Below are 18,855 nucleotides of genomic sequence, written 5' to 3'. Positions count from 1 at the left end.
ACTCCGCTTTTTTACAACCTGCGATCGCCCTTTCAGGCTTTATTTACGGGAGGTCTTCTTGACTAAGCAAGCCATACTCGCCCTCGCTGATGGCAGCATTTTTCGCGGCGAAGCCATTGGGGCCGACGGTCAAACCGTTGGTGAGGTGGTGTTTAACACCGCAATGACTGGCTACCAGGAGATCCTGACGGATCCTTCCTACGCTCAGCAAATCGTGACCCTGACTTACCCGCATGTTGGCAATACCGGTACTACCCCGGAAGACGCCGAGTCTGATCGTGTCTGGTCCGCAGGTCTGGTAATCCGTGATCTGCCGCTGGTTGCAAGCAACTGGCGCAACACCATGTCGCTGGCCGACTACCTGAAAGCCAACAATGTTGTAGCCATCGCCGGTATCGACACTCGCCGCCTGACGCGCATCCTGCGTGAGAAAGGCGCGCAGAACGGTTGCATCATGGCGGGCGACAATATTTCTGACGAGGCTGCAATTGCAGCTGCTCGCGGCTTCCCGGGCCTGAAAGGCATGGATCTGGCGAAAGTCGTCAGCACCGAAAAAGCCTACGAGTGGCGCTCCAGCGTCTGGAACCTGGCCACTGACAGTCACCCGACTATCGAAGCCAGCGAGCTGCCTTACCACGTGGTCGCGTACGACTACGGCGTAAAATGGAACATCCTACGCATGCTGGTTGAGCGCGGCTGCCGCGTTACGGTGGTTCCTGCTCAGACCCCGGCCAGCGATGTACTGGCACTCAACCCTGATGGCGTGTTCCTGTCCAACGGTCCTGGCGATCCTGAGCCTTGCGACTACGCGATCACGGCCATCAAGGAAGTTCTGAATACCGAGATTCCGGTGTTTGGTATCTGCCTCGGTCACCAGCTGCTGGCTCTGGCCTCGGGCGCCAAGACCGTGAAAATGGGTCATGGCCACCACGGCGCTAACCACCCGGTCCAGGATCTGGACACAGGTGTTGTGATGATCACCAGCCAGAACCACGGTTTTGCGGTAGACGAAGCAACCTTGCCAGCCAACGTGCGCGCCATTCACAAGTCGCTGTTCGACGGCACGCTGCAAGGTATCGAGCTGACCGACAAGAGCGCTTTCAGCTTCCAGGGTCACCCTGAAGCAAGCCCTGGCCCGAACGACGTTGCGCCGCTGTTCGATCGCTTCATCAATGAGATGGCCAAGCGCCGCTGATCAGCTCCCTGCTGCAGCGCCCTGTGGCGGCCCCGACCTTCGGTGGCCCCCAGGGCGCTTCAGAAGCCTGATTGACAGCTTGCCGACTGACCTGCGGATTTGAGTGACAAACCCATGCCAAAACGTACAGACATAAAAAGCATCCTGATTCTCGGCGCTGGCCCGATTGTTATCGGCCAGGCCTGTGAATTCGACTACTCCGGCGCCCAGGCCTGTAAAGCCCTGCGCGAAGAGGGTTATCGCGTCATCCTGGTGAACTCCAACCCGGCCACCATCATGACCGACCCGGACATGGCCGACGCCACCTACATCGAGCCGATCAAATGGCAGACCGTTGCCAAGATCATCGAAAAAGAGCGTCCGGACGCACTGCTCCCAACCATGGGCGGCCAGACTGCTCTGAACTGCGCACTGGATCTGGAGCGCGAAGGCGTTCTGGAGAAGTTCGGCGTAGAGATGATCGGCGCCAATGCCGACACCATCGACAAGGCTGAAGACCGTTCGCGTTTCGACAAGGCGATGAAGTCCATCGGTCTTGACTGCCCGCGTTCCGGTATCGCTCACAGCATGGAAGAGGCTAATGCGGTTCTCGAAAAGCTGGGCTTCCCGTGCATCATCCGTCCGTCCTTCACCATGGGCGGCACCGGTGGCGGTATTGCTTACAACCGTGAAGAGTTCGAAGAAATCTGCGCTCGCGGCCTGGACCTGTCGCCAACCAAAGAGCTGCTGATCGACGAATCCCTGATCGGCTGGAAAGAGTACGAGATGGAGGTTGTCCGCGATAAGAAGGACAACTGCATCATCGTGTGCTCGATTGAAAACTTTGACCCGATGGGCGTGCACACCGGTGACTCGATCACCGTTGCTCCGGCACAAACCCTGACGGACAAGGAATACCAGATCATGCGTAACGCCTCCCTGGCGGTACTGCGTGAGATCGGCGTTGAAACCGGCGGTTCCAACGTTCAGTTCGGTATTTGCCCGGACACCGGCCGTATGGTTGTGATCGAGATGAACCCGCGTGTATCGCGTTCCTCGGCCCTGGCATCGAAAGCGACCGGTTTCCCGATTGCACGTATCGCTGCCAAGTTGGCGATCGGCTACACCCTGGACGAACTGCAAAACGAAATCACCGGCGGCGCTACTCCTGCGTCCTTCGAGCCGTCCATCGACTACGTTGTGACCAAGCTGCCGCGCTTTGCTTTCGAGAAGTTCGCCAAGGCTGACGCTCGTTTGACCACGCAGATGAAATCTGTGGGTGAAGTCATGGCTATCGGCCGGACTTTCCAGGAATCCCTGCAAAAGGCCCTTCGCGGTCTGGAAGTGGGTGTAAGCGGTCTTGATCCAAAGCTGGACCTGAGCAACCCGGAAAGCATGGCCGTGCTCAAGCGCGAACTGACCGTGCCGGGCGCCGAGCGTATCTGGTACGTGGCTGACGCGTTCCGCGCAGGCATGACCGTCGAAGATATCTTCGGCATGAACATGATTGACCCTTGGTTCCTGGTGCAGATCGAAGATCTGATCAAGGACGAAGAAAAGATCAAGACCATGGCGCTGTCCTCGATTGACCGTGATGCCATGTATCGCCTCAAGCGCAAGGGCTTCTCCGATGCGCGCCTGGCCGTACTGCTGGGTGTCACCGAGAAAAACCTGCGTCGTCACCGTCACAAGCTGGAAGTGTTCCCGGTCTACAAGCGCGTTGACACCTGCGCCGCCGAGTTCGCCACCGACACCGCTTACATGTACTCCACCTACGAGGAAGAGTGCGAAGCCAACCCTTCGGATCGTGACAAGATCATGATCCTGGGCGGTGGCCCGAACCGTATCGGCCAAGGTATCGAGTTCGACTATTGCTGCGTTCACGCCGCTCTGGCGCTGCGTGCAGACGGTTACGAGACCATCATGGTCAACTGCAACCCGGAAACCGTTTCCACCGACTACGACACTTCGGATCGTCTGTACTTTGAATCCGTAACCCTCGAAGACGTCCTGGAAATCGTGCGGGTCGAGAAGCCAAAAGGCGTGATCGTCCAGTACGGCGGCCAAACCCCGCTGAAACTGGCCCGCGCCCTGGAAGAAGCCGGCGTACCGATCATCGGTACCAGCCCTGACGCCATCGACCGTGCTGAAGACCGCGAGCGTTTCCAGCAGATGGTTGAGCGCCTGAACCTGCGTCAGCCGCCAAACGCCACTGTGCGCAGCGAAGACGAAGCGATTCGCGCCGCTGGCAAGATCGGTTACCCGCTGGTTGTTCGTCCGTCCTACGTTTTGGGCGGCCGTGCGATGGAAATCGTTTACGAAGAAGAAGAGCTCAAGCGCTACCTGCGCGACGCGGTGAAAGTGTCCAACGACAGCCCTGTGCTGCTGGATCACTTCCTCAACTGTGCCATCGAAATGGACGTGGATGCTGTCTGCGACGGTACTGATGTAGTGATCGGCGCGATCATGCAGCACATCGAGCAGGCGGGTGTTCACTCTGGTGACTCTGCATGTTCGCTGCCGCCGTACTCGCTGCCGCTGCACATCCAGGACGAGATGCGCGAGCAGGTCAAGAAGATGGCTCTGGAATTGGGCGTTGTCGGCCTGATGAACGTGCAGTTGGCTCTGCAGGGCGAAGATATCTACGTGATCGAAGTGAACCCGCGTGCTTCGCGTACCGTTCCTTTCGTGTCCAAGTGCATCGGTGTTTCCCTGGCGATGATCGCAGCTCGCGTGATGGCCGGTAAAACCCTGAAAGAAATCGGCTTCACCAAAGAAATCATTCCTAACTTCTACAGCGTGAAAGAGGCGGTCTTCCCGTTCGCCAAATTCCCGGGTGTTGACCCGATTCTCGGCCCTGAGATGAAGTCCACCGGTGAAGTGATGGGTGTGGGCGATACCTTCGGCGAAGCTTTTGCCAAGGCCCAGATGGGTGCAAGCGAAGTGCTGCCGACTGGCGGTACTGCCTTCATCAGCGTTCGTGACGACGACAAGCCCCTGGTGGCTGGCGTTGCTCGCGACCTGATCAGCCTGGGCTTCGAGATCGTTTCAACGGCGGGCACAGCCAAGTTCATCGAAGCTGCCAGCTTGAAAGTACGTCGCGTGAACAAGGTGACCGAAGGTCGTCCGCACGTTGTCGACATGATCAAGAATGACGAAGTTACCTTGATCATCAACACTACCGAGGGTCGTCAGTCGATTGCTGACTCCTACTCCATTCGCCGCAACGCGCTGCAGCACAAGATCTACTGCACCACGACCATTGCTGCTGGCGAAGCGATCTGCGAAGCGCTCAAGTTCGGTCCTGAAAAAACCGTGCGCCGCTTGCAGGATCTACACGCAGGATTGAAGTCATGATCAAGTATCCAATGACCGTCCAGGGCCACAAGGCCCTGGAGGAAGAACTCGCACACCTGACCAAGGTTGTTCGGCCGAAGCTGAGCAAGGAAATCGGTACGGCGCGTGAGTTGGGCGATTTGAAAGAAAATGCTGAATACCATGCAGCTCGTGAGCTCCAGGGTATGTCTGAGGCTCGTATCCGTGACATCGAAGGCCGTCTGCAAAACGCAGTGGTTATTGATGTGGCAGCGATTCCTCACACCGGCAAGGTGATTTTCGGCACCACGGTTGAGATCGCGAACGTTGAAACTGACGAGCGCGTTGTCTATCAGATCGTTGGTGAAGATGAAGCTGACTTCAAGCTCGGAAAAATCTCCGTGGGTTCGCCACTTGCTCGTGCCTTGATTGCCAAGGAAGAGGGTGACGTAGTCGCGGTGAAAACACCTGGCGGTGTTATTGAATACGAGATCATTGAGGTGCGTCACATCTAAGAATGGCGCCCGCCTTGTGCGGGCGCACTTCTTTGGCGGCTGGCCCGGGTGTTCCGGGTCGGCAGCTTGTGGTTGTTGCACACAGAATTTTTAGCGGTGCTGGCCTGAACCCGGTTGGCAGCGTTGCAAGTTGAAAGGCGAGTAGCAGGTGCGGGAAGGGTTGCGTTGGGCGTCTCTGGCTGCCTGATGCGTTGCGCGGGCAGTTCTTGCATGGCTCTCGGGTTTATCCCTGGAAGAGTTTCAGGGCGCGCCAGGCGCACCCTTGACCCTTGTCGACATCACTTGAAGCGATGGATGTTCGACAGTTGCTTGTTTACATTGACGTTCTTGCGGTACAGAAGCGCCATTTTGCCGATAACCTGTACCAGTTCCGCTTTGCCGGCCTTGCACATTTGTGCGACGGCTTCCAGGCGGGATTCACGATCCAGAATGTTGACTTTGATTTTAATCAGCTCGTGATCGCCCAATGCGCGTTCGAGTTCGGCTAAAACACCTTCAGTCAAACCATTATCAGCCACAGTCAAAACTGGTTTCAGATGGTGGCCAATGGATTTGTACTGTTTCTTCTGCTCTTGAGTGAGCGGCATAATCTGACCCCTGTGTCTGATCTTGTAAAAAGCGGCGGCCAGTTTACCCGAGCGAGTCCCAGACCGCCCAGTTAATCACGACCCGTTTAAAATTTTTGAGGTGGCCCGTGGCCCGTTCCAAGACTAGCCTTAACTGGCTGAAAGAGCATTTCAACGACCCGTACGTCAAAATGGCGCAAAAAGACGGGTATCGCTCGCGCGCCAGCTACAAATTGCTGGAGATTCAAGAGCGCGATCGACTCATTCGTCCCGGCATGACAGTGATTGACCTGGGTGCTGCCCCGGGTGGCTGGTCACAGGTGACCAGTCGTCTGATCGGTGGTCAGGGGCGTTTGATTGCTTCCGACATCCTGGACATGGACAGCATTCCTGATGTGACCTTCATCAAGGGCGACTTTACCGAGGACGCCGTACTGGCACAGATCCTCGAAGCAGTAGGAAATACGCAAGTAGACCTTGTGATTTCTGATATGGCCCCCAATATGAGTGGATTGGCCGCTGTGGATATGCCCCGGGCGATGTTCCTGTGCGAATTGGCACTGGACCTTGCTGGTCGCGTCCTACGTCCTGGTGGTGATTTTCTGATTAAAGTTTTCCAAGGCGAAGGCTTCGATCAGTACCACAAAGACATTCGCAAGCTGTTCGACAAGGTGCAGATGCGCAAGCCGTCGTCGTCTCGAGACAGGTCCCGCGAGCAGTATTTGCTGGGGCGCGGCTTCCGCGGTATCGATGGTTCCGCCAGTGATGAGCGTCTCTGACAAGGGCGATAGTTTTTTTTGAATCGCTTTACAGATCTGGCATAACGAATATTGTGTAGTCAAAGTTTCACAAAGGGTTACAGACGGAGCCTGCAAGGGTTGTAGGCAATGTAGTAAGTTATGCCGGTGAATATCATGCGAAGCACGCTTCAGTAGCGGGGCTTGCTTCAGAGGGTAGCTAATTGAACGATATGGCAAAGAATCTGATCCTGTGGTTGATCATCGCCGCTGTCCTGGTGACAGTGATGAACAACTTCTCCAGTCCAAACGAGCCACAAACCCTCAACTATTCCGACTTCATCCAGCAAGTTAAGGATGGCAAGGTCGAGCGCGTTGCCGTGGATGGCTACGTGATTACCGGCAAACGCAGCGATGGCGATTCCTTCAAAACCATCCGTCCGGCTATTCAGGACAACGGTTTGATCGGTGACCTGGTGGATAACCATGTGACCGTTGAGGGCAAACTGCCAGAGCAACAAAGCATCTGGACTCAGCTGCTGGTTGCAAGCTTCCCGATTCTGGTGATCATCGCTGTCTTCATGTTCATGATGCGCCAGATGCAGGGCGGTGCCGGCGGCAAAGGCGGCCCGATGAGCTTTGGCAAGAGCAAGGCGCGGCTGCTGTCGGAAGACCAGGTCAAAACGACTCTGGCTGACGTAGCGGGTTGTGATGAGGCGAAGGAAGAAGTCGGCGAACTGGTCGAATTCCTGCGAGATCCGGGCAAGTTCCAGCGCCTGGGTGGTCGTATTCCTCGTGGTGTGCTGATGGTTGGCCCACCGGGTACCGGTAAAACCCTGATTGCCAAGGCAATCGCGGGCGAAGCCAAGGTGCCGTTCTTCACGATTTCCGGTTCCGACTTTGTTGAAATGTTCGTGGGCGTCGGCGCAAGCCGTGTTCGTGACATGTTTGAACAAGCCAAGAAACACGCACCCTGCATCATCTTTATCGATGAAATCGATGCGGTCGGCCGTCACCGTGGTAACGGCATGGGCGGCGGTCATGATGAGCGCGAGCAGACGCTTAACCAGTTGCTGGTTGAGATGGACGGCTTTGAGATGAATGACGGCATCATTGTGATTGCTGCCACCAACCGTCCTGATGTGCTCGATCCTGCGCTGTTGCGTCCAGGTCGTTTTGACCGTCAGGTTGTGGTTGGCTTGCCGGACATTCGTGGTCGCGAGCAGATCCTCAAGGTGCACATGCGTAAAGTGCCGATGGGCGATGATGTCCAGCCGGGCGTGATTGCACGTGGTACTCCGGGCTTCTCGGGTGCCGATCTGGCAAACCTGGTGAACGAAGCTTCCCTGTTCGCAGCGCGCACCGGTAAGCGTGTTGTTGAAATGAAAGAGTTTGAGCTGGCTAAAGACAAGATCATGATGGGCGCCGAGCGCAAATCGATGGTCATGTCGGACAAAGAAAAGCGCAACACGGCTTATCACGAGGCGGGTCACGCTATCGTCGGTCGCGTAGTGCCTGAGCATGATCCGGTCTACAAGGTTTCGATCATCCCTCGTGGTCGCGCCTTGGGCGTAACCATGTTCCTGCCGGAAGAAGATCGTTACAGCCTGTCCAAGCGTGCGCTGATCAGCCAGATCTGCTCGCTATATGGTGGCCGTATCGCTGAAGAGATGACCCTGGGTTTCGACGGTGTTACCACCGGCGCTTCCAACGACATCATGCGTGCCAGCCAGATTGCGCGGAACATGGTGACCAAGTGGGGCTTGTCCGAGAAGCTTGGCCCTCTGATGTATGCCGAGGACGAAGAGTCTTATCTGGGTCGTGGTGGTGGTCAGTCTGCAAGCGTGTCGGGCGAAACAGCCAAGCTGATCGACTCCGAAGTACGCAGCATCATTGATCAGTGCTACAACACGGCCAAGCAGATCCTGACCGAAAACCGTGACAAGCTCGATGCTATGGCTGACGCGTTGATGAAGTACGAAACGATCGATGCCGATCAGATCGACGACATCATGGCGGGTCGTCCGCCGCGCGAGCCGCGTGACTGGGAAGACGGTAGTTCGGGTACCCCGACTGCCCCGACGCTGGATAAAACCGAGCGCCCGGAAACACCTATCGGCGGCCCTGCTGCTGATCAATAAGGCTTGAAATGACTTCTGTTCAGTCCTCGACCCGGTTGCCTTGCGGCAACCGGGTTCTTGATTTGGCCCATACGCATATTATGGGCATTCTCAATGTCACCCCTGATTCCTTTTCCGACGGCGGCCGCTTTGCTGCTGTGGATGCTGCTCTGCGCCATGCGCAGGCGATGGTTGAGGCGGGTGCAACTCTGATTGATGTTGGCGGTGAGTCAACTCGCCCCGGAGCGCCTGCCGTTTCGTCTCAGGAAGAGCTCGATCGGGTTGCTCCTGTTGTCGAGCGTATAAGCCGGGAACTGGATGTCATTATTTCGGTCGATACCTCCGCGCCAATCGTCATGACTGAGGTTGCGCGTCTCGGGGCGGGGCTTATCAATGATGTGCGTTCGCTGCGTCGTGAGGGTGCCTTGCAGGCCGCTGCGGCCACCGGTTTGCCGGTGTGTCTGATGCATATGCTCGGTGAGCCCGGCGACATGCAGGACAATCCGCACTACGAAGATCTGGTGGGCGAGGTGTCGGCGTTTCTGGCTGACAGCATGGCGCGCTGTGCGGCGGCAGGTATCGGGCCTGAGAGCATCGTGCTGGACCCGGGTTTTGGTTTTGCCAAAACCTTGCAGCACAATTTGAGCCTGTTCAAGCATATGGAGGCCCTGCATGCGCTGGGTCGACCTTTGCTGGTGGGCGTGTCACGTAAAAGTATGGTCGGGCAAACACTGAACCGGCCGGTTGCAGAGAGGCTCTATGGCAGCCTGGCTCTTGCGGCATTGGCGATGACCAAGGGCGCGCGCATTCTGCGTGTCCATGACGTTGCCGAAACAGTTGATGTGGTACGGATGATCGCAGCGGTAGATTCCGCCGACTAAGAATGATGGAGCGCTTATGACAAAGAAGTATTTTGGCACCGACGGTATTCGTGGTCGGGTCGGCGTTTACCCGATTACCCCTGACTTTATGCTCAAGTTGGGCTGGGCGGCGGGCATGGCGTTTCGTAGCAAGGGTGCTTGCCGGATCCTGGTAGGCAAGGACACTCGCATATCGGGTTATATGTTCGAATCCGCGCTGGAGGCAGGCCTGTCTGCTGCCGGGGCTGATGTGATGCTGCTGGGCCCTATGCCCACGCCGGCTATTGCCTACCTGACGCGCACCTTCCATGCCGAAGCAGGCATCGTGATCAGCGCTTCGCACAATCCTCATGATGATAACGGCATCAAGTTCTTTTCCGGGGACGGCACCAAGCTCCCTGATGATGTTGAATTGATGATTGAAGAGTTGTTGGACGCACCCATGACGGTTGTCGAGTCTGACAAGCTGGGGAAAGTGTCGCGTATCAATGATGCTCCGGGTCGCTATATCGAGTTCTGCAAAAGCAGTGTGCCAAGCAGTACCAACTTCAGCGGCCTCAAGATTGTTCTCGATTGCGCCCACGGTGCCACCTACAAGGTTGCGCCTAGTGTTTTCAAAGAGCTGGGAGCCCAGGTCGTCGTGCTGTCGGCCCAGCCTGATGGACTGAACATCAACGAAAACTGCGGTTCGACCCATATGGGGCAGTTGCAGGCTGCCGTTGTGGCTGAAGGTGCAGACCTGGGCATCGCTTTTGATGGCGATGGTGATCGGGTTCTCATGGTCGATCATACGGGTGCCGTAGTTGATGGCGATGAATTGCTGTTCATCATCGCCCGTGATTTGCACGAGCGTGGCAAGTTGCAAGGTGGCGTCGTCGGCACGCTGATGAGCAACCTTGGGCTTGAACTGGCGCTGGCTGACCTGGGTATCCCGTTTGTGCGCGCCAATGTGGGAGACCGTTACGTCATCGCTGGCCTGCAAGAGCGCGATTGGCTGGTGGGTGGCGAGAACTCCGGGCACATCGTCTGCTTCCAGCACACCACGACGGGTGACGCGATCATCGCAGCGCTTCAGGTGTTGCTGTCATTGCGTCGTCGCGATGAAAGTCTTGCCCAGTCGCGTCAGGCTTTGCGCAAGTGCCCGCAGATTCTGGTGAACGTGCGTTTTGCTGGCGGCGTGAATCCTGTTGAGCACCCGGCGGTCAAGGAAGCGTGCGCGCGTGTGACTGAGGCCATGAAGGGTCGTGGTCGCGTGCTGCTGCGCAAGTCGGGAACAGAGCCTTTGGTGCGTGTAATGGTCGAAGGCGATGACGAAAACATGGTTCGCGGCTACGCCGACGAGCTGGCAAAGCTGGTAAGTGAAGTTTGTGCCTGAATTCGGCTTGCCAGCGCGGATTTGGTTGGGTAACATCTGCGCCCACTTTGACCGACGAGGTAAAGCATGCGTCGCACTATGGTAGCTGGTAACTGGAAGATGCACGGTACCCGCGCCAGCGTCGCTGAGCTGATCGACGGTCTGCGTGGTCTGGTCTTGCCAAACGATGTTGATGTTGCAGTATTCCCGCCTCAGCTGTTTATTGATCGAGTGATCAATGGCTTGCAAGGCGCACCGATTTCGGTCGGTGCACAGGATGCTGCGGTGGAGTCGGGGCAGGGCGCACTGACTGGCGAGATTTCATCGAGCCAGTTAGTGGACGCAGGTTGCAAGCTGGTGCTTGTGGGTCACTCGGAGCGCCGCCTGATTTTGGGTGAGCAGGACGAGACGCTCAATCGCAAGTTTGCAGCGGCTCAAGCCTCTGGTTTGACGCCTGTGTTGTGCATAGGGGAAACCCTGGAGCAGCGCGAAGCGGGGCAAACGCTTGAAGTGGTAGCGCGTCAGCTGAATGTCGTGATTGACGAGTTTGGTATTGATGCATTTGTAAATGCTGTGATTGCATACGAGCCAGTTTGGGCCATTGGCACCGGACTGACCGCATCACCGCAGCAGGCGCAAGATGTGCATGCGGCCATTCGCGCACAGCTGGCGCAAAAGAATTCTGAAGTGGCACAAGGTGTGCGGCTTCTATACGGCGGCAGCGTGAAGGCGGCCAATGCGGTCGAACTGTTCAGCATGCCGGATATCGATGGGGGACTCATTGGCGGGGCTTCCCTGAATGCAGATGAGTTCGGTGCGATCATTCGTGCCGCAGGAAACTGAAAATGCTGGATAACGTCGTAACTGTGTTTCATCTGCTGACAGCATTGGGTGTAATTGCCCTGGTTTTGCTGCAACAGGGTAAGGGAGCGGATGCTGGAGCATCTTTTGGCGCAGGTGCATCAAATACTGTGTTCGGAAGCCAAGGTTCCTCTACCTTTCTTAGTAAGTTTACTGCTATACTTGCCGCAGGTTTTTTCATAACCAGCTTAGGGTTAGGTTACTTTGCTAAAGAGAAAGCTGAACAGCTGACTCAAGTAGGTTTGCCAAATCCAGCGGTGTTGGAAGTTCCAGTGCAAAAGCCGGCTTCAGATGATGTTCCGGTGCTTCAAGAGCAAAAGTCGGCAACTCCTGCGACTGACGTACCTCCAGCTCAAGAGCAAAAGTAAAACGGGTTTCATGATGTAACGTAGTATTGCCGAGGTGGTGGAATTGGTAGACACGCAACCTTGAGGTGGTTGTGCCCATAGGGTGTAGGGGTTCGAGTCCCCTTCTCGGTACCAATTATCAAGAATGCCCGCAGTAGCGGGCTTTCTTGTATGTGGAAGGTTAGATTGACCCTGAAAAGGATCAACCGTATACTTCCGCTCCAGCTTTGTCGCGGGATGGAGCAGTCTGGTAGCTCGTCGGGCTCATAACCCGAAGGTCGTCGGTTCAAATCCGGCTCCCGCAACCAGTTTTAGCGGAGCCCCTTATTAGGGGCTTTTTGTTAACTGGACACTTTATAGCGTCGGTATTCAACGACGTTTCAGAGATGGGCGCTTCGCCCATTTTTTCATTTTGCACAGCATGCACAAACATGCACTAGGGGGTTCAGGTGTCGAGCAAGCTAGAACAGTTGCAGGACTTGTTGGCCCCGGTGATCGTGGCCCTTGGCTATGAATGCTGGGGTATTGAATTTTCGGCTCAAGGCCGCCATTCAATGTTGCGTGTGTATATCGACAAGGAAGGCGGCGTACTGGTGGATGACTGCGCAATCGTGAGTCGTCAGATCAGCGGCGTTTTGGATGTCGAAGATCCTATCGCTGTTGAATACACCCTTGAAGTTTCTTCTCCTGGCATGGAACGCCCACTGTTCACCATTGAGCAGTTTGCGAAATTTGCCGGTGAGCAAGTGAGGATCAAGCTGCGCTCGCCTTTCGAAGGGCGACGTAACTTTCAGGGCCTTCTGCGCGGCGTAGAAGAGCAGGACATTGTGGTGCAAGTTGAAGACCATGAATTCCTGTTGCCGATCGATATGATCGACAAGGCCAACATTATTCCCAGTTTTGACTGAGACGCGGATCCCGCGGATCCAATGGCTTGCGAAAGGCGAGGCGTACGATGAGCAAAGAAGTACTGCTGGTTGTTGAGTCGGTGTCCAATGAAAAGGGCGTACCGGCAAACGTTATTTTTGAAGCGCTGGAGCTGGCTCTGGCCACCGCGACCAAAAAGCGTTTTGAGGACGAAGTCGAACTGCGTGTGGAAATCAATCGCCACACCGGTAACTACGAGACTTTCCGTCGCTGGACTGTGGTCGAAGACGAAGATCTGGATGATCCAGCATACGAGTTGGCGGTTGACCAGGCCCAGGCGAAACAGCCAGGCGCTGTAGCCGGCGATATTATCGAAGAGAAAATCGATTCTATCGAATTCGGTCGGATTGCTGCACAAACGGCCAAACAGGTCATCGTGCAAAAAGTCCGCGAAGCCGAGCGTGCTCAAGTAGTCGATGCTTATCGCGAGCGTCTGGGCGAGATCATTTCGGGTACCGTTAAAAAAGTGACACGTGACAACGTGATCGTTGATCTGGGCAATAACGCTGAAGCGTTGCTGGCCCGTGAAGACATCATTTCCCGTGAAACTTTCCGTGTTGGCGTACGCCTTCGCGCGCTGCTCAAGGAAATCCGCACAGAGAACCGCGGCCCTCAGCTGATCCTGTCGCGTACCGCGCCAGAGATGCTGATCGAGCTGTTCCGCATTGAAGTGCCAGAGATCTCCGAAGGCCTGATCGAAGTGATGGCGGCCTCCCGCGATCCTGGATCGCGCGCTAAAATAGCCGTTCGCTCCAAAGACAAACGCATTGATCCGCAAGGTGCCTGCATTGGTATGCGCGGTTCGCGTGTCCAGGCAGTGTCCGGCGAATTGGGCGGAGAGCGAGTGGATATCGTCCTTTGGGATGACAACCCGGCGCAGTTCGTGATCAACGCAATGTCGCCAGCAGAAGTGGCGGCAATTATCGTCGACGAAGATGCCCATGCAATGGACATCGCCGTTGGCGCAGACAATCTGGCCCAGGCGATTGGTCGCGGCGGTCAGAACGTACGTTTGGCCAGCCAGTTGACCGGCTGGACCTTGAACGTGATGACCGAATCGGACATCCAGGCTAAGCAGCAAGCAGAAACCGGCGACATCCTGCGCAACTTCATCGAAGAGCTGGAAGTCGATGAAGACCTGGCGCAGGTACTGGTTGATGAAGGCTTTACTAGCCTGGAAGAGATTGCCTACGTACCGGTGGAGGAAATGCTCAACATCGATGGCTTTGACGAAGATACCGTCAACGAGCTTCGCGCTCGGGCCAAGGATCGACTGTTGACTAAAGCCATCGCTACTGAGGAAAAGCTGGCAGACGCCCATCCGGCCGAAGACCTGCTCTCACTTGAGGGTATGGACAAGGATTTGGCGATGGAACTGGCGGTGCGCGGCGTAATTACCCGCGAAGACCTGGCCGAGCAGTCTATTGACGACCTGCTCGACATCGACGGCATTGACGATGATCGTGCCGGCAAGTTGATCATGGCCGCCCGAGCCCATTGGTTCGAGTAATTAGGCGCGGCCTGAGGAGAGAAATGCATGACGCAAGTCACGGTGAAACAACTGGCCGATGAGGTCAAAACACCGGTTGAGCGCCTGTTGCAGCAGATGCGTGAGGCAGGTCTGCCGCACAACGCCGCCGAGCAGAATGTGACCGACAGTGAGAAGCAAGCTCTGCTGACTCACCTGAAAAGCAGCCACAAGGCTAAAGTGGAAGAACCGCGCAAGATCACTTTGCAGCGTAAAACCACCAGTACCCTGCGTGTTGCTGGCAGCAAAAGCATTAGCGTTGAAGTACGCAAGAAGAAAGTCTTCGTACAGCAAAGCCCGGAAGAAATCGAAGCCGAGCGCAAACGTGAGATGGATGAACGTCGTGCAGTAGAAAGTGCCGCACGTCAGAAGGCTGAAGAAGAGTCCAAGCGTCGCGCCGAAGAAGAAGCGCGCCGTCAGCCTGCATCTACTCCTGCGCCAGCTCCAGCCGTAGCGGCACCTGCACCTGTGCAAACCGCACCGGCAGCAGCGCCTGCTCCGGCTGCTGATGCACGCAAGCGTGACGAACAGCGTCGCCCGGACAAACCACGTGCAGACGATAACAATCGTCGCGGTAGTGGTGACGGCGATCGTAAAAACGCTCCGCATCGTGCCTCGGTCAAAGAAAAAGCACCGACTCCACGTGTTGCTCCACGCACTTCCGACGAAGAAAGCGACAGCTTCCGTCGCGGTGGTCGTGGCAAGGGCAAGCTGAAGAAGCGTAACGCTCACGGTTTCCAGAGCCCAACCGGCCCTGTAGTTCGTGACGTGCAGATTGGCGAGACCATCACTGTCGGCGATTTGGCTGCACAGATGTCGGTCAAGGCTGCCGAAGTCATCAAGTTCATGTTCAAGCTGGGTACTCCAGCGACCATCAACCAGGTACTTGATCAGGAAACTGCTCAACTGGTAGCTGAAGAACTGGGCCACAAAGTGACTCTGGTAAGCGACAACGCCCTGGAAGATTCCCTGGCCGAATCCCTGAAATTCGAAGGCGAGTCGTTCTCCCGTGCTCCGGTTGTGACCGTAATGGGCCACGTTGACCACGGTAAAACTTCCCTGCTCGACTATATCCGTCGTGCCAAGGTAGCTGCTGGCGAAGCCGGTGGTATTACTCAGCACATCGGTGCGTACCACGTTGAAACCGAACGCGGCATGGTCACTTTCCTCGATACCCCGGGTCACGCTGCGTTTACCGCAATGCGTGCACGTGGTGCCAAGGCGACTGACATCGTGATTCTGGTTGTTGCTGCAGACGACGGCGTAATGCCGCAAACCATCGAAGCTGTTCAGCATGCGAAAGCCGCTGGCGTGCCTCTGGTTGTTGCAGTGAACAAGATCGACAAGCCAGGTGCTGATCTCGATCGCATCCGCAGCGAATTGTCCGTTCACGGCGTGACCTCGGAAGAGTGGGGTGGTGACACTCCGTTTGTTTCGGTCTCGGCGAAAATGGGTACCGGCGTTGACGAATTGCTCGAAGCCGTATTGCTGCAAGCTGAAGTTCTGGAACTCAAGGCCACTCCATCGGCTCCTGGCCGTGGTGTAGTTGTTGAGTCCCGCCTGGACAAAGGCCGTGGGCCTGTTGCAACTGTTCTGGTTCAAGACGGTACCCTGCGCCAAGGCGACATGGTTCTGGTCGGCTCCAACTACGGTCGCATCCGTGCCATGCTCGATGAGAACGGCAAGCCTATCAAGGAAGCCGGTCCATCCATCCCTGTCGAGATCCTCGGCCTGGACGGAACGCCAGATGCTGGCGACGAGATGAGCGTAATGACTGACGAGAAGAAGGCGCGTGAAGTTGCCCTGTTCCGTCAAGGCAAGTTCCGCGAAGTGAAACTGGCGCGTGCTCACGCAGGCAAGCTGGAAAACATCTTCGAGAACATGGGCCAGGAAGAGAAGAAGACGCTTAACATCGTCCTCAAATCTGACGTCCGTGGTTCCTTGGAAGCTCTGCAGGGCGCGTTGAGCGGCCTGGGTAACGACGAAGTGCAAGTGCGCGTAGTTGGCGGCGGTGTTGGTGGTATCACCGAGAGCGACGCTAACCTGGCACTGGCCTCCAACGCTGTTCTGTTTGGCTTCAACGTGCGTGCCGATGCCGGCGCTCGCAAGATTGTCGAGCAGGAAGGTCTGGACATGCGTTACTACAACGTCATCTACGACATCATCGAAGACGTCAAGAAAGCCCTTACCGGCATGCTTGGCAGCGACGTTCGGGAGAACATCCTGGGTATCGCTGAAGTCCGTGACGTGTTCCGTTCGCCTAAGTTTGGCGCGGTTGCAGGTTGCATGGTGCTTGAAGGTGTTGTTCACCGTAACCGTCCAATCCGCGTACTGCGTGAAGACATCGTTATCTACGAAGGCGAGCTGGAATCCCTGCGCCGCTTTAAAGATGACATGTCCGAAGTGCGTGCCGGCATGGAATGCGGTATCGGCGTCAAGAGCTACAACGACGTTAAAGTCGGTGACAAGATCGAAGTGTTCGAGAAGGTCCAGGTTGCTCGCAGCCTCTAACTCGCGAGCCTCAAGAGCGAGGACGAGCCCGCGCATGCAAATGCGCAGTGCTCGGCCTGGACTCTAAACGCAACGCCCGGTCCGGCTTCTGTCGTGCCGGGCGTTTGCCGCTTTCAGACCGCATGGGTTTCCCATGGGTGAGTAACAGGTAACAATACATGGCAAAAGAATATAGCCGTACCCAACGTATTGGCGATCAGATGCAGCGCGAGCTGGCACAGCTGATCCGTCGTGAAGTCAAAGACCCGCGCGTGGGTCTGGTCACCATTACTGCTGTTGAAGTCAGCCGTGACGTCGGTCACGCGAAGATCTTCATCACCGTGATGGGCGAGGACAGCGCTGAAGAGATCGCTCAAAGCATCAAGGTGCTGAACTCGGCAGCGGGTTTCCTGCGCATGCAACTGGCGCGTGAAATGAAACTGCGCAGCGTTCCTCAGCTGCACTTCCACTACGATGAAAGTGTCGTGCGTGGCGCTCACCTGTCCGCTTTGATCGAGCGTGCAGTGGCTGAAGACAATCAGCACCCTGAAGCCACTGCTCCCGAAGACACCAAGGAGTAACCGGTGGCTCAGGTCAAGCGTATCCGTCGTAACGTCAGCGGCATCATCCTGCTCGACAAGCCGCTTGGATTCACTTCCAACGCGGCCCTGCAGAAAGTTCGCTGGCTGCTCAATGCCGAGAAGGCAGGGCACACCGGTAGCCTAGATCCATTGGCCAGCGGTGTCTTGCCGTTGTGCTTTGGCGAAGCCACCAAGTTTTCGCAATACCTGCTCGATTCCGACAAGGGTTATGAAACCCTGATGCAATTGGGCAAGACCACCACGACTGCAGATGCTGAAGGCGATGTTTTGCTGACACGTCCAGTGACCGTTGGTCGCGCCGATATCGAAGCTGTTTTGCCTAGTTTTCGTGGGAAAATCAGTCAGATACCGCCGATGTACTCTGCACTCAAGCGAGACGGACAGCCGCTTTACAAGTTGGCCCGTGCAGGCGAAGTGGTGGAGCGTGAACCACGTTCTGTTACTATTACCCGCCTCGAATTGCTGGCCAGCGAAGGTGACACTGCGCGCTTGGCCGTCGACTGCACCAAAGGCACCTATATCCGTACCCTCGTGGAAGATATCGGTGAGCAACTGGGTTGCGGTGCATACGTTGCAGAGCTGCGTCGTACACACGCTGGACCTTTCAGCCTGGCCCAAACGGTGACGCTGGAAGAGTTGGAAGCTGTGCATGCCGAAGGCGGCAACGAAGCGGTTGATCGCTTCCTTATGCCATCGGACAGTGGCTTGCTGGACTGGCCATTACTGCACTTCTCGGAACACAGTGCGTTCTATTGGCTCAATGGCCAACCGGTTCGTGCTCCTGATGCCCCGAAGTTCGGTATGGTACGAGTACAAGATCACAACGGTCGCTTTATCGGTATCGGTGAAGTGAGCGAAGACGGGCGCATCGCGCCGCGTCGACTGATTCGGTCGGAATGACCGAAACCAGGCTGCATCGGGATGTAATACTCTTGGGGCAGACTGGAATGAGGGTGGCTGTTATTAGGCACGGTCACATCTCACTTTTAAATACGAGGATTTGTCCTCGGCCTATTGGATCTGTCTTGTTCGCAAGCAGGCCCTAATTGAAAGGAAAGCCAAATGGCACTTACAGTTGAACACAAAGCAGAAATCGTAGCTGACTACCAGCAAGCTCCAGGTGATACAGGTTCTCCAGAAGTGCAGGTTGCACTGCTGACCTTTAACATCAACACGCTGCAAGGTCACTTCAAGGCAAACATCAAGGATCACCACTCCCGTCGTGGTCTGATCCGCATGGTAAACCAGCGTCGTAAGCTGCTGGACTACCTCAAAGGCAAAAACGTTGAGCGTTACAAAACGCTGATCGCTCGCCTGGGTCTGCGTCGCTAATAGCGATGTTGCTAGAGGCTGGTTGTCTGTCGTGCGTTTGCGGATTTTCCGCAGGCGTACGGCAGGCTTCCAGCCTCAAGTTTTATCTGGACTAGCCGGATTCTTACGAAAGCTTGCCGCGCGGGCT

The 18,855-nt window shown here is 56.2% G+C and carries 16 protein-coding genes and 2 tRNA genes; 17 read left to right on the top strand and 1 reads right to left on the bottom strand.

Going from position 1 to position 18,855, the window contains the following annotated elements:
- The first annotated feature begins 58 nt into the window (after positions 1-58).
- The 3 genes from carA (at position 59) to greA (ending at position 5,004) form a co-directional block, all read left to right on the top strand.
- Positions 59-1,195, top strand: coding sequence for a glutamine-hydrolyzing carbamoyl-phosphate synthase small subunit (gene carA, locus V6P94_RS23930; RefSeq protein ID WP_133078306.1), 1,137 nt, complete (start codon positions 59-61; stop codon positions 1,193-1,195).
- 114 nt (positions 1,196-1,309) lie between these two features.
- Positions 1,310-4,531, top strand: a complete 3,222-nt coding sequence (carB, locus tag V6P94_RS23925) for a carbamoyl-phosphate synthase large subunit (RefSeq protein ID WP_338648821.1) — start codon at positions 1,310-1,312, stop codon at positions 4,529-4,531.
- On the top strand, positions 4,528-5,004 hold the full coding sequence (gene greA, locus V6P94_RS23920; protein WP_019825904.1) for a transcription elongation factor GreA: 477 nt from the start codon (positions 4,528-4,530) through the stop codon (positions 5,002-5,004). The genes carB and greA overlap by 4 nt, the downstream gene beginning before the upstream one ends.
- 278 nt (positions 5,005-5,282) lie before the next feature.
- Here greA and yhbY read toward each other — a convergent pair whose 3' ends face one another.
- The gene (gene yhbY, locus V6P94_RS23915; RefSeq protein ID WP_019825905.1) at positions 5,283-5,591 is read right to left on the bottom strand and encodes a ribosome assembly RNA-binding protein YhbY; all 309 of its coding nucleotides are present in this window, start codon (positions 5,589-5,591) and stop codon (positions 5,283-5,285) included.
- 107 nt (positions 5,592-5,698) lie between these two features.
- Between yhbY and rlmE the strand changes: the two genes are divergently transcribed.
- The 14 genes from rlmE to rpsO all read left to right on the top strand — a co-directional run bounded on the left by rlmE (position 5,699) and on the right by rpsO (position 18,728).
- Entirely contained in the window at positions 5,699-6,349 is a 651-nt protein-coding gene (rlmE, locus tag V6P94_RS23910; protein WP_019825907.1) for a 23S rRNA (uridine(2552)-2'-O)-methyltransferase RlmE, read from the top strand.
- Positions 6,350-6,540: 191 nt separating this feature from the next.
- Positions 6,541-8,448 carry an ATP-dependent zinc metalloprotease FtsH gene (ftsH, locus tag V6P94_RS23905; protein WP_133078305.1) on the top strand — a complete coding sequence of 636 codons (1,908 nt, stop codon included), beginning with the start codon at positions 6,541-6,543 and terminating at the stop codon, positions 8,446-8,448.
- Positions 8,449-8,456: 8 nt separating this feature from the next.
- On the top strand, positions 8,457-9,308 hold the full coding sequence (folP, locus tag V6P94_RS23900) for a dihydropteroate synthase (protein ID WP_326397334.1): 852 nt from the start codon (positions 8,457-8,459) through the stop codon (positions 9,306-9,308).
- Positions 9,309-9,324: 16 nt separating this feature from the next.
- Positions 9,325-10,662 carry a phosphoglucosamine mutase gene (gene glmM, locus V6P94_RS23895; RefSeq protein WP_133078303.1) on the top strand — a complete coding sequence of 446 codons (1,338 nt, stop codon included), beginning with the start codon at positions 9,325-9,327 and terminating at the stop codon, positions 10,660-10,662.
- A 66-nt stretch (positions 10,663-10,728) separates the two neighbouring features.
- On the top strand, positions 10,729-11,484 hold the full coding sequence (gene tpiA, locus V6P94_RS23890) for a triose-phosphate isomerase (RefSeq protein ID WP_133078302.1): 756 nt from the start codon (positions 10,729-10,731) through the stop codon (positions 11,482-11,484).
- A 2-nt stretch (positions 11,485-11,486) separates the two neighbouring features.
- Entirely contained in the window at positions 11,487-11,870 is a 384-nt protein-coding gene (gene secG / locus V6P94_RS23885) for a preprotein translocase subunit SecG (RefSeq protein WP_003439612.1), read from the top strand.
- A 28-nt stretch (positions 11,871-11,898) separates the two neighbouring features.
- Positions 11,899-11,984, top strand: a tRNA-Leu gene (locus V6P94_RS23880).
- A gap of 96 nt (positions 11,985-12,080) precedes the next feature.
- Positions 12,081-12,157: transfer RNA gene (locus tag V6P94_RS23875), tRNA-Met, on the top strand.
- 141 nt (positions 12,158-12,298) lie between these two features.
- Positions 12,299-12,757, top strand: coding sequence for a ribosome maturation factor RimP (gene rimP, locus V6P94_RS23870; protein ID WP_019825918.1), 459 nt, complete (start codon positions 12,299-12,301; stop codon positions 12,755-12,757).
- Positions 12,758-12,804: 47 nt separating this feature from the next.
- Positions 12,805-14,286, top strand: coding sequence for a transcription termination factor NusA (gene nusA / locus V6P94_RS23865; RefSeq protein ID WP_019825920.1), 1,482 nt, complete (start codon positions 12,805-12,807; stop codon positions 14,284-14,286).
- Positions 14,287-14,313: 27 nt separating this feature from the next.
- Positions 14,314-16,815 (top strand): translation initiation factor IF-2, encoded by a 2,502-nt coding sequence (gene infB / locus V6P94_RS23860; protein ID WP_133078301.1) that lies wholly within the window; start codon positions 14,314-14,316, stop codon positions 16,813-16,815.
- Between the two features lie 158 nt (positions 16,816-16,973).
- The gene (rbfA, locus tag V6P94_RS23855) at positions 16,974-17,375 is read left to right on the top strand and encodes a 30S ribosome-binding factor RbfA (RefSeq protein WP_019825923.1); all 402 of its coding nucleotides are present in this window, start codon (positions 16,974-16,976) and stop codon (positions 17,373-17,375) included.
- Between the two features lie 3 nt (positions 17,376-17,378).
- Positions 17,379-18,296 carry a tRNA pseudouridine(55) synthase TruB gene (gene truB / locus V6P94_RS23850; RefSeq protein WP_133078300.1) on the top strand — a complete coding sequence of 306 codons (918 nt, stop codon included), beginning with the start codon at positions 17,379-17,381 and terminating at the stop codon, positions 18,294-18,296.
- A 162-nt stretch (positions 18,297-18,458) separates the two neighbouring features.
- On the top strand, positions 18,459-18,728 hold the full coding sequence (gene rpsO / locus V6P94_RS23845) for a 30S ribosomal protein S15 (protein ID WP_019825926.1): 270 nt from the start codon (positions 18,459-18,461) through the stop codon (positions 18,726-18,728).
- The last annotated feature ends 127 nt before the right edge of the window (positions 18,729-18,855 follow it).

The sequence above is a fragment of the Pseudomonas sp. ML2-2023-3 genome, assembly GCF_037055275.1.
In the GTDB taxonomy this organism is placed as follows: Bacteria; Pseudomonadota; Gammaproteobacteria; order Pseudomonadales; family Pseudomonadaceae; genus Aquipseudomonas.
This window is presented reverse-complemented; position numbering and strand designations above follow the sequence as displayed.

What these genes read in the sequence shown, in the direction of transcription:
- carB (WP_338648821.1), top strand. Translation starts at nt 1,310, where the DNA reads ATGCCAAAACGTACAGACATAAAAAGCATCCTGATTCTCGGCGCTGGC.
- greA (WP_019825904.1), top strand. Translation starts at nt 4,528, where the DNA reads ATGATCAAGTATCCAATGACCGTCCAGGGCCACAAGGCCCTGGAGGAA.
- yhbY (WP_019825905.1), bottom strand. Translation starts at nt 5,591, where the DNA reads ATGCCGCTCACTCAAGAGCAGAAGAAACAGTACAAATCCATTGGCCAC.
- ftsH (WP_133078305.1), top strand. Translation starts at nt 6,541, where the DNA reads ATGGCAAAGAATCTGATCCTGTGGTTGATCATCGCCGCTGTCCTGGTG.
- folP (WP_326397334.1), top strand. Translation starts at nt 8,457, where the DNA reads ATGACTTCTGTTCAGTCCTCGACCCGGTTGCCTTGCGGCAACCGGGTT.
- glmM (WP_133078303.1), top strand. Translation starts at nt 9,325, where the DNA reads ATGACAAAGAAGTATTTTGGCACCGACGGTATTCGTGGTCGGGTCGGC.
- tpiA (WP_133078302.1), top strand. Translation starts at nt 10,729, where the DNA reads ATGCGTCGCACTATGGTAGCTGGTAACTGGAAGATGCACGGTACCCGC.
- secG (WP_003439612.1), top strand. Translation starts at nt 11,487, where the DNA reads ATGCTGGATAACGTCGTAACTGTGTTTCATCTGCTGACAGCATTGGGT.
- nusA (WP_019825920.1), top strand. Translation starts at nt 12,805, where the DNA reads ATGAGCAAAGAAGTACTGCTGGTTGTTGAGTCGGTGTCCAATGAAAAG.
- infB (WP_133078301.1), top strand. Translation starts at nt 14,314, where the DNA reads ATGACGCAAGTCACGGTGAAACAACTGGCCGATGAGGTCAAAACACCG.
- rbfA (WP_019825923.1), top strand. Translation starts at nt 16,974, where the DNA reads ATGGCAAAAGAATATAGCCGTACCCAACGTATTGGCGATCAGATGCAG.
- rpsO (WP_019825926.1), top strand. Translation starts at nt 18,459, where the DNA reads ATGGCACTTACAGTTGAACACAAAGCAGAAATCGTAGCTGACTACCAG.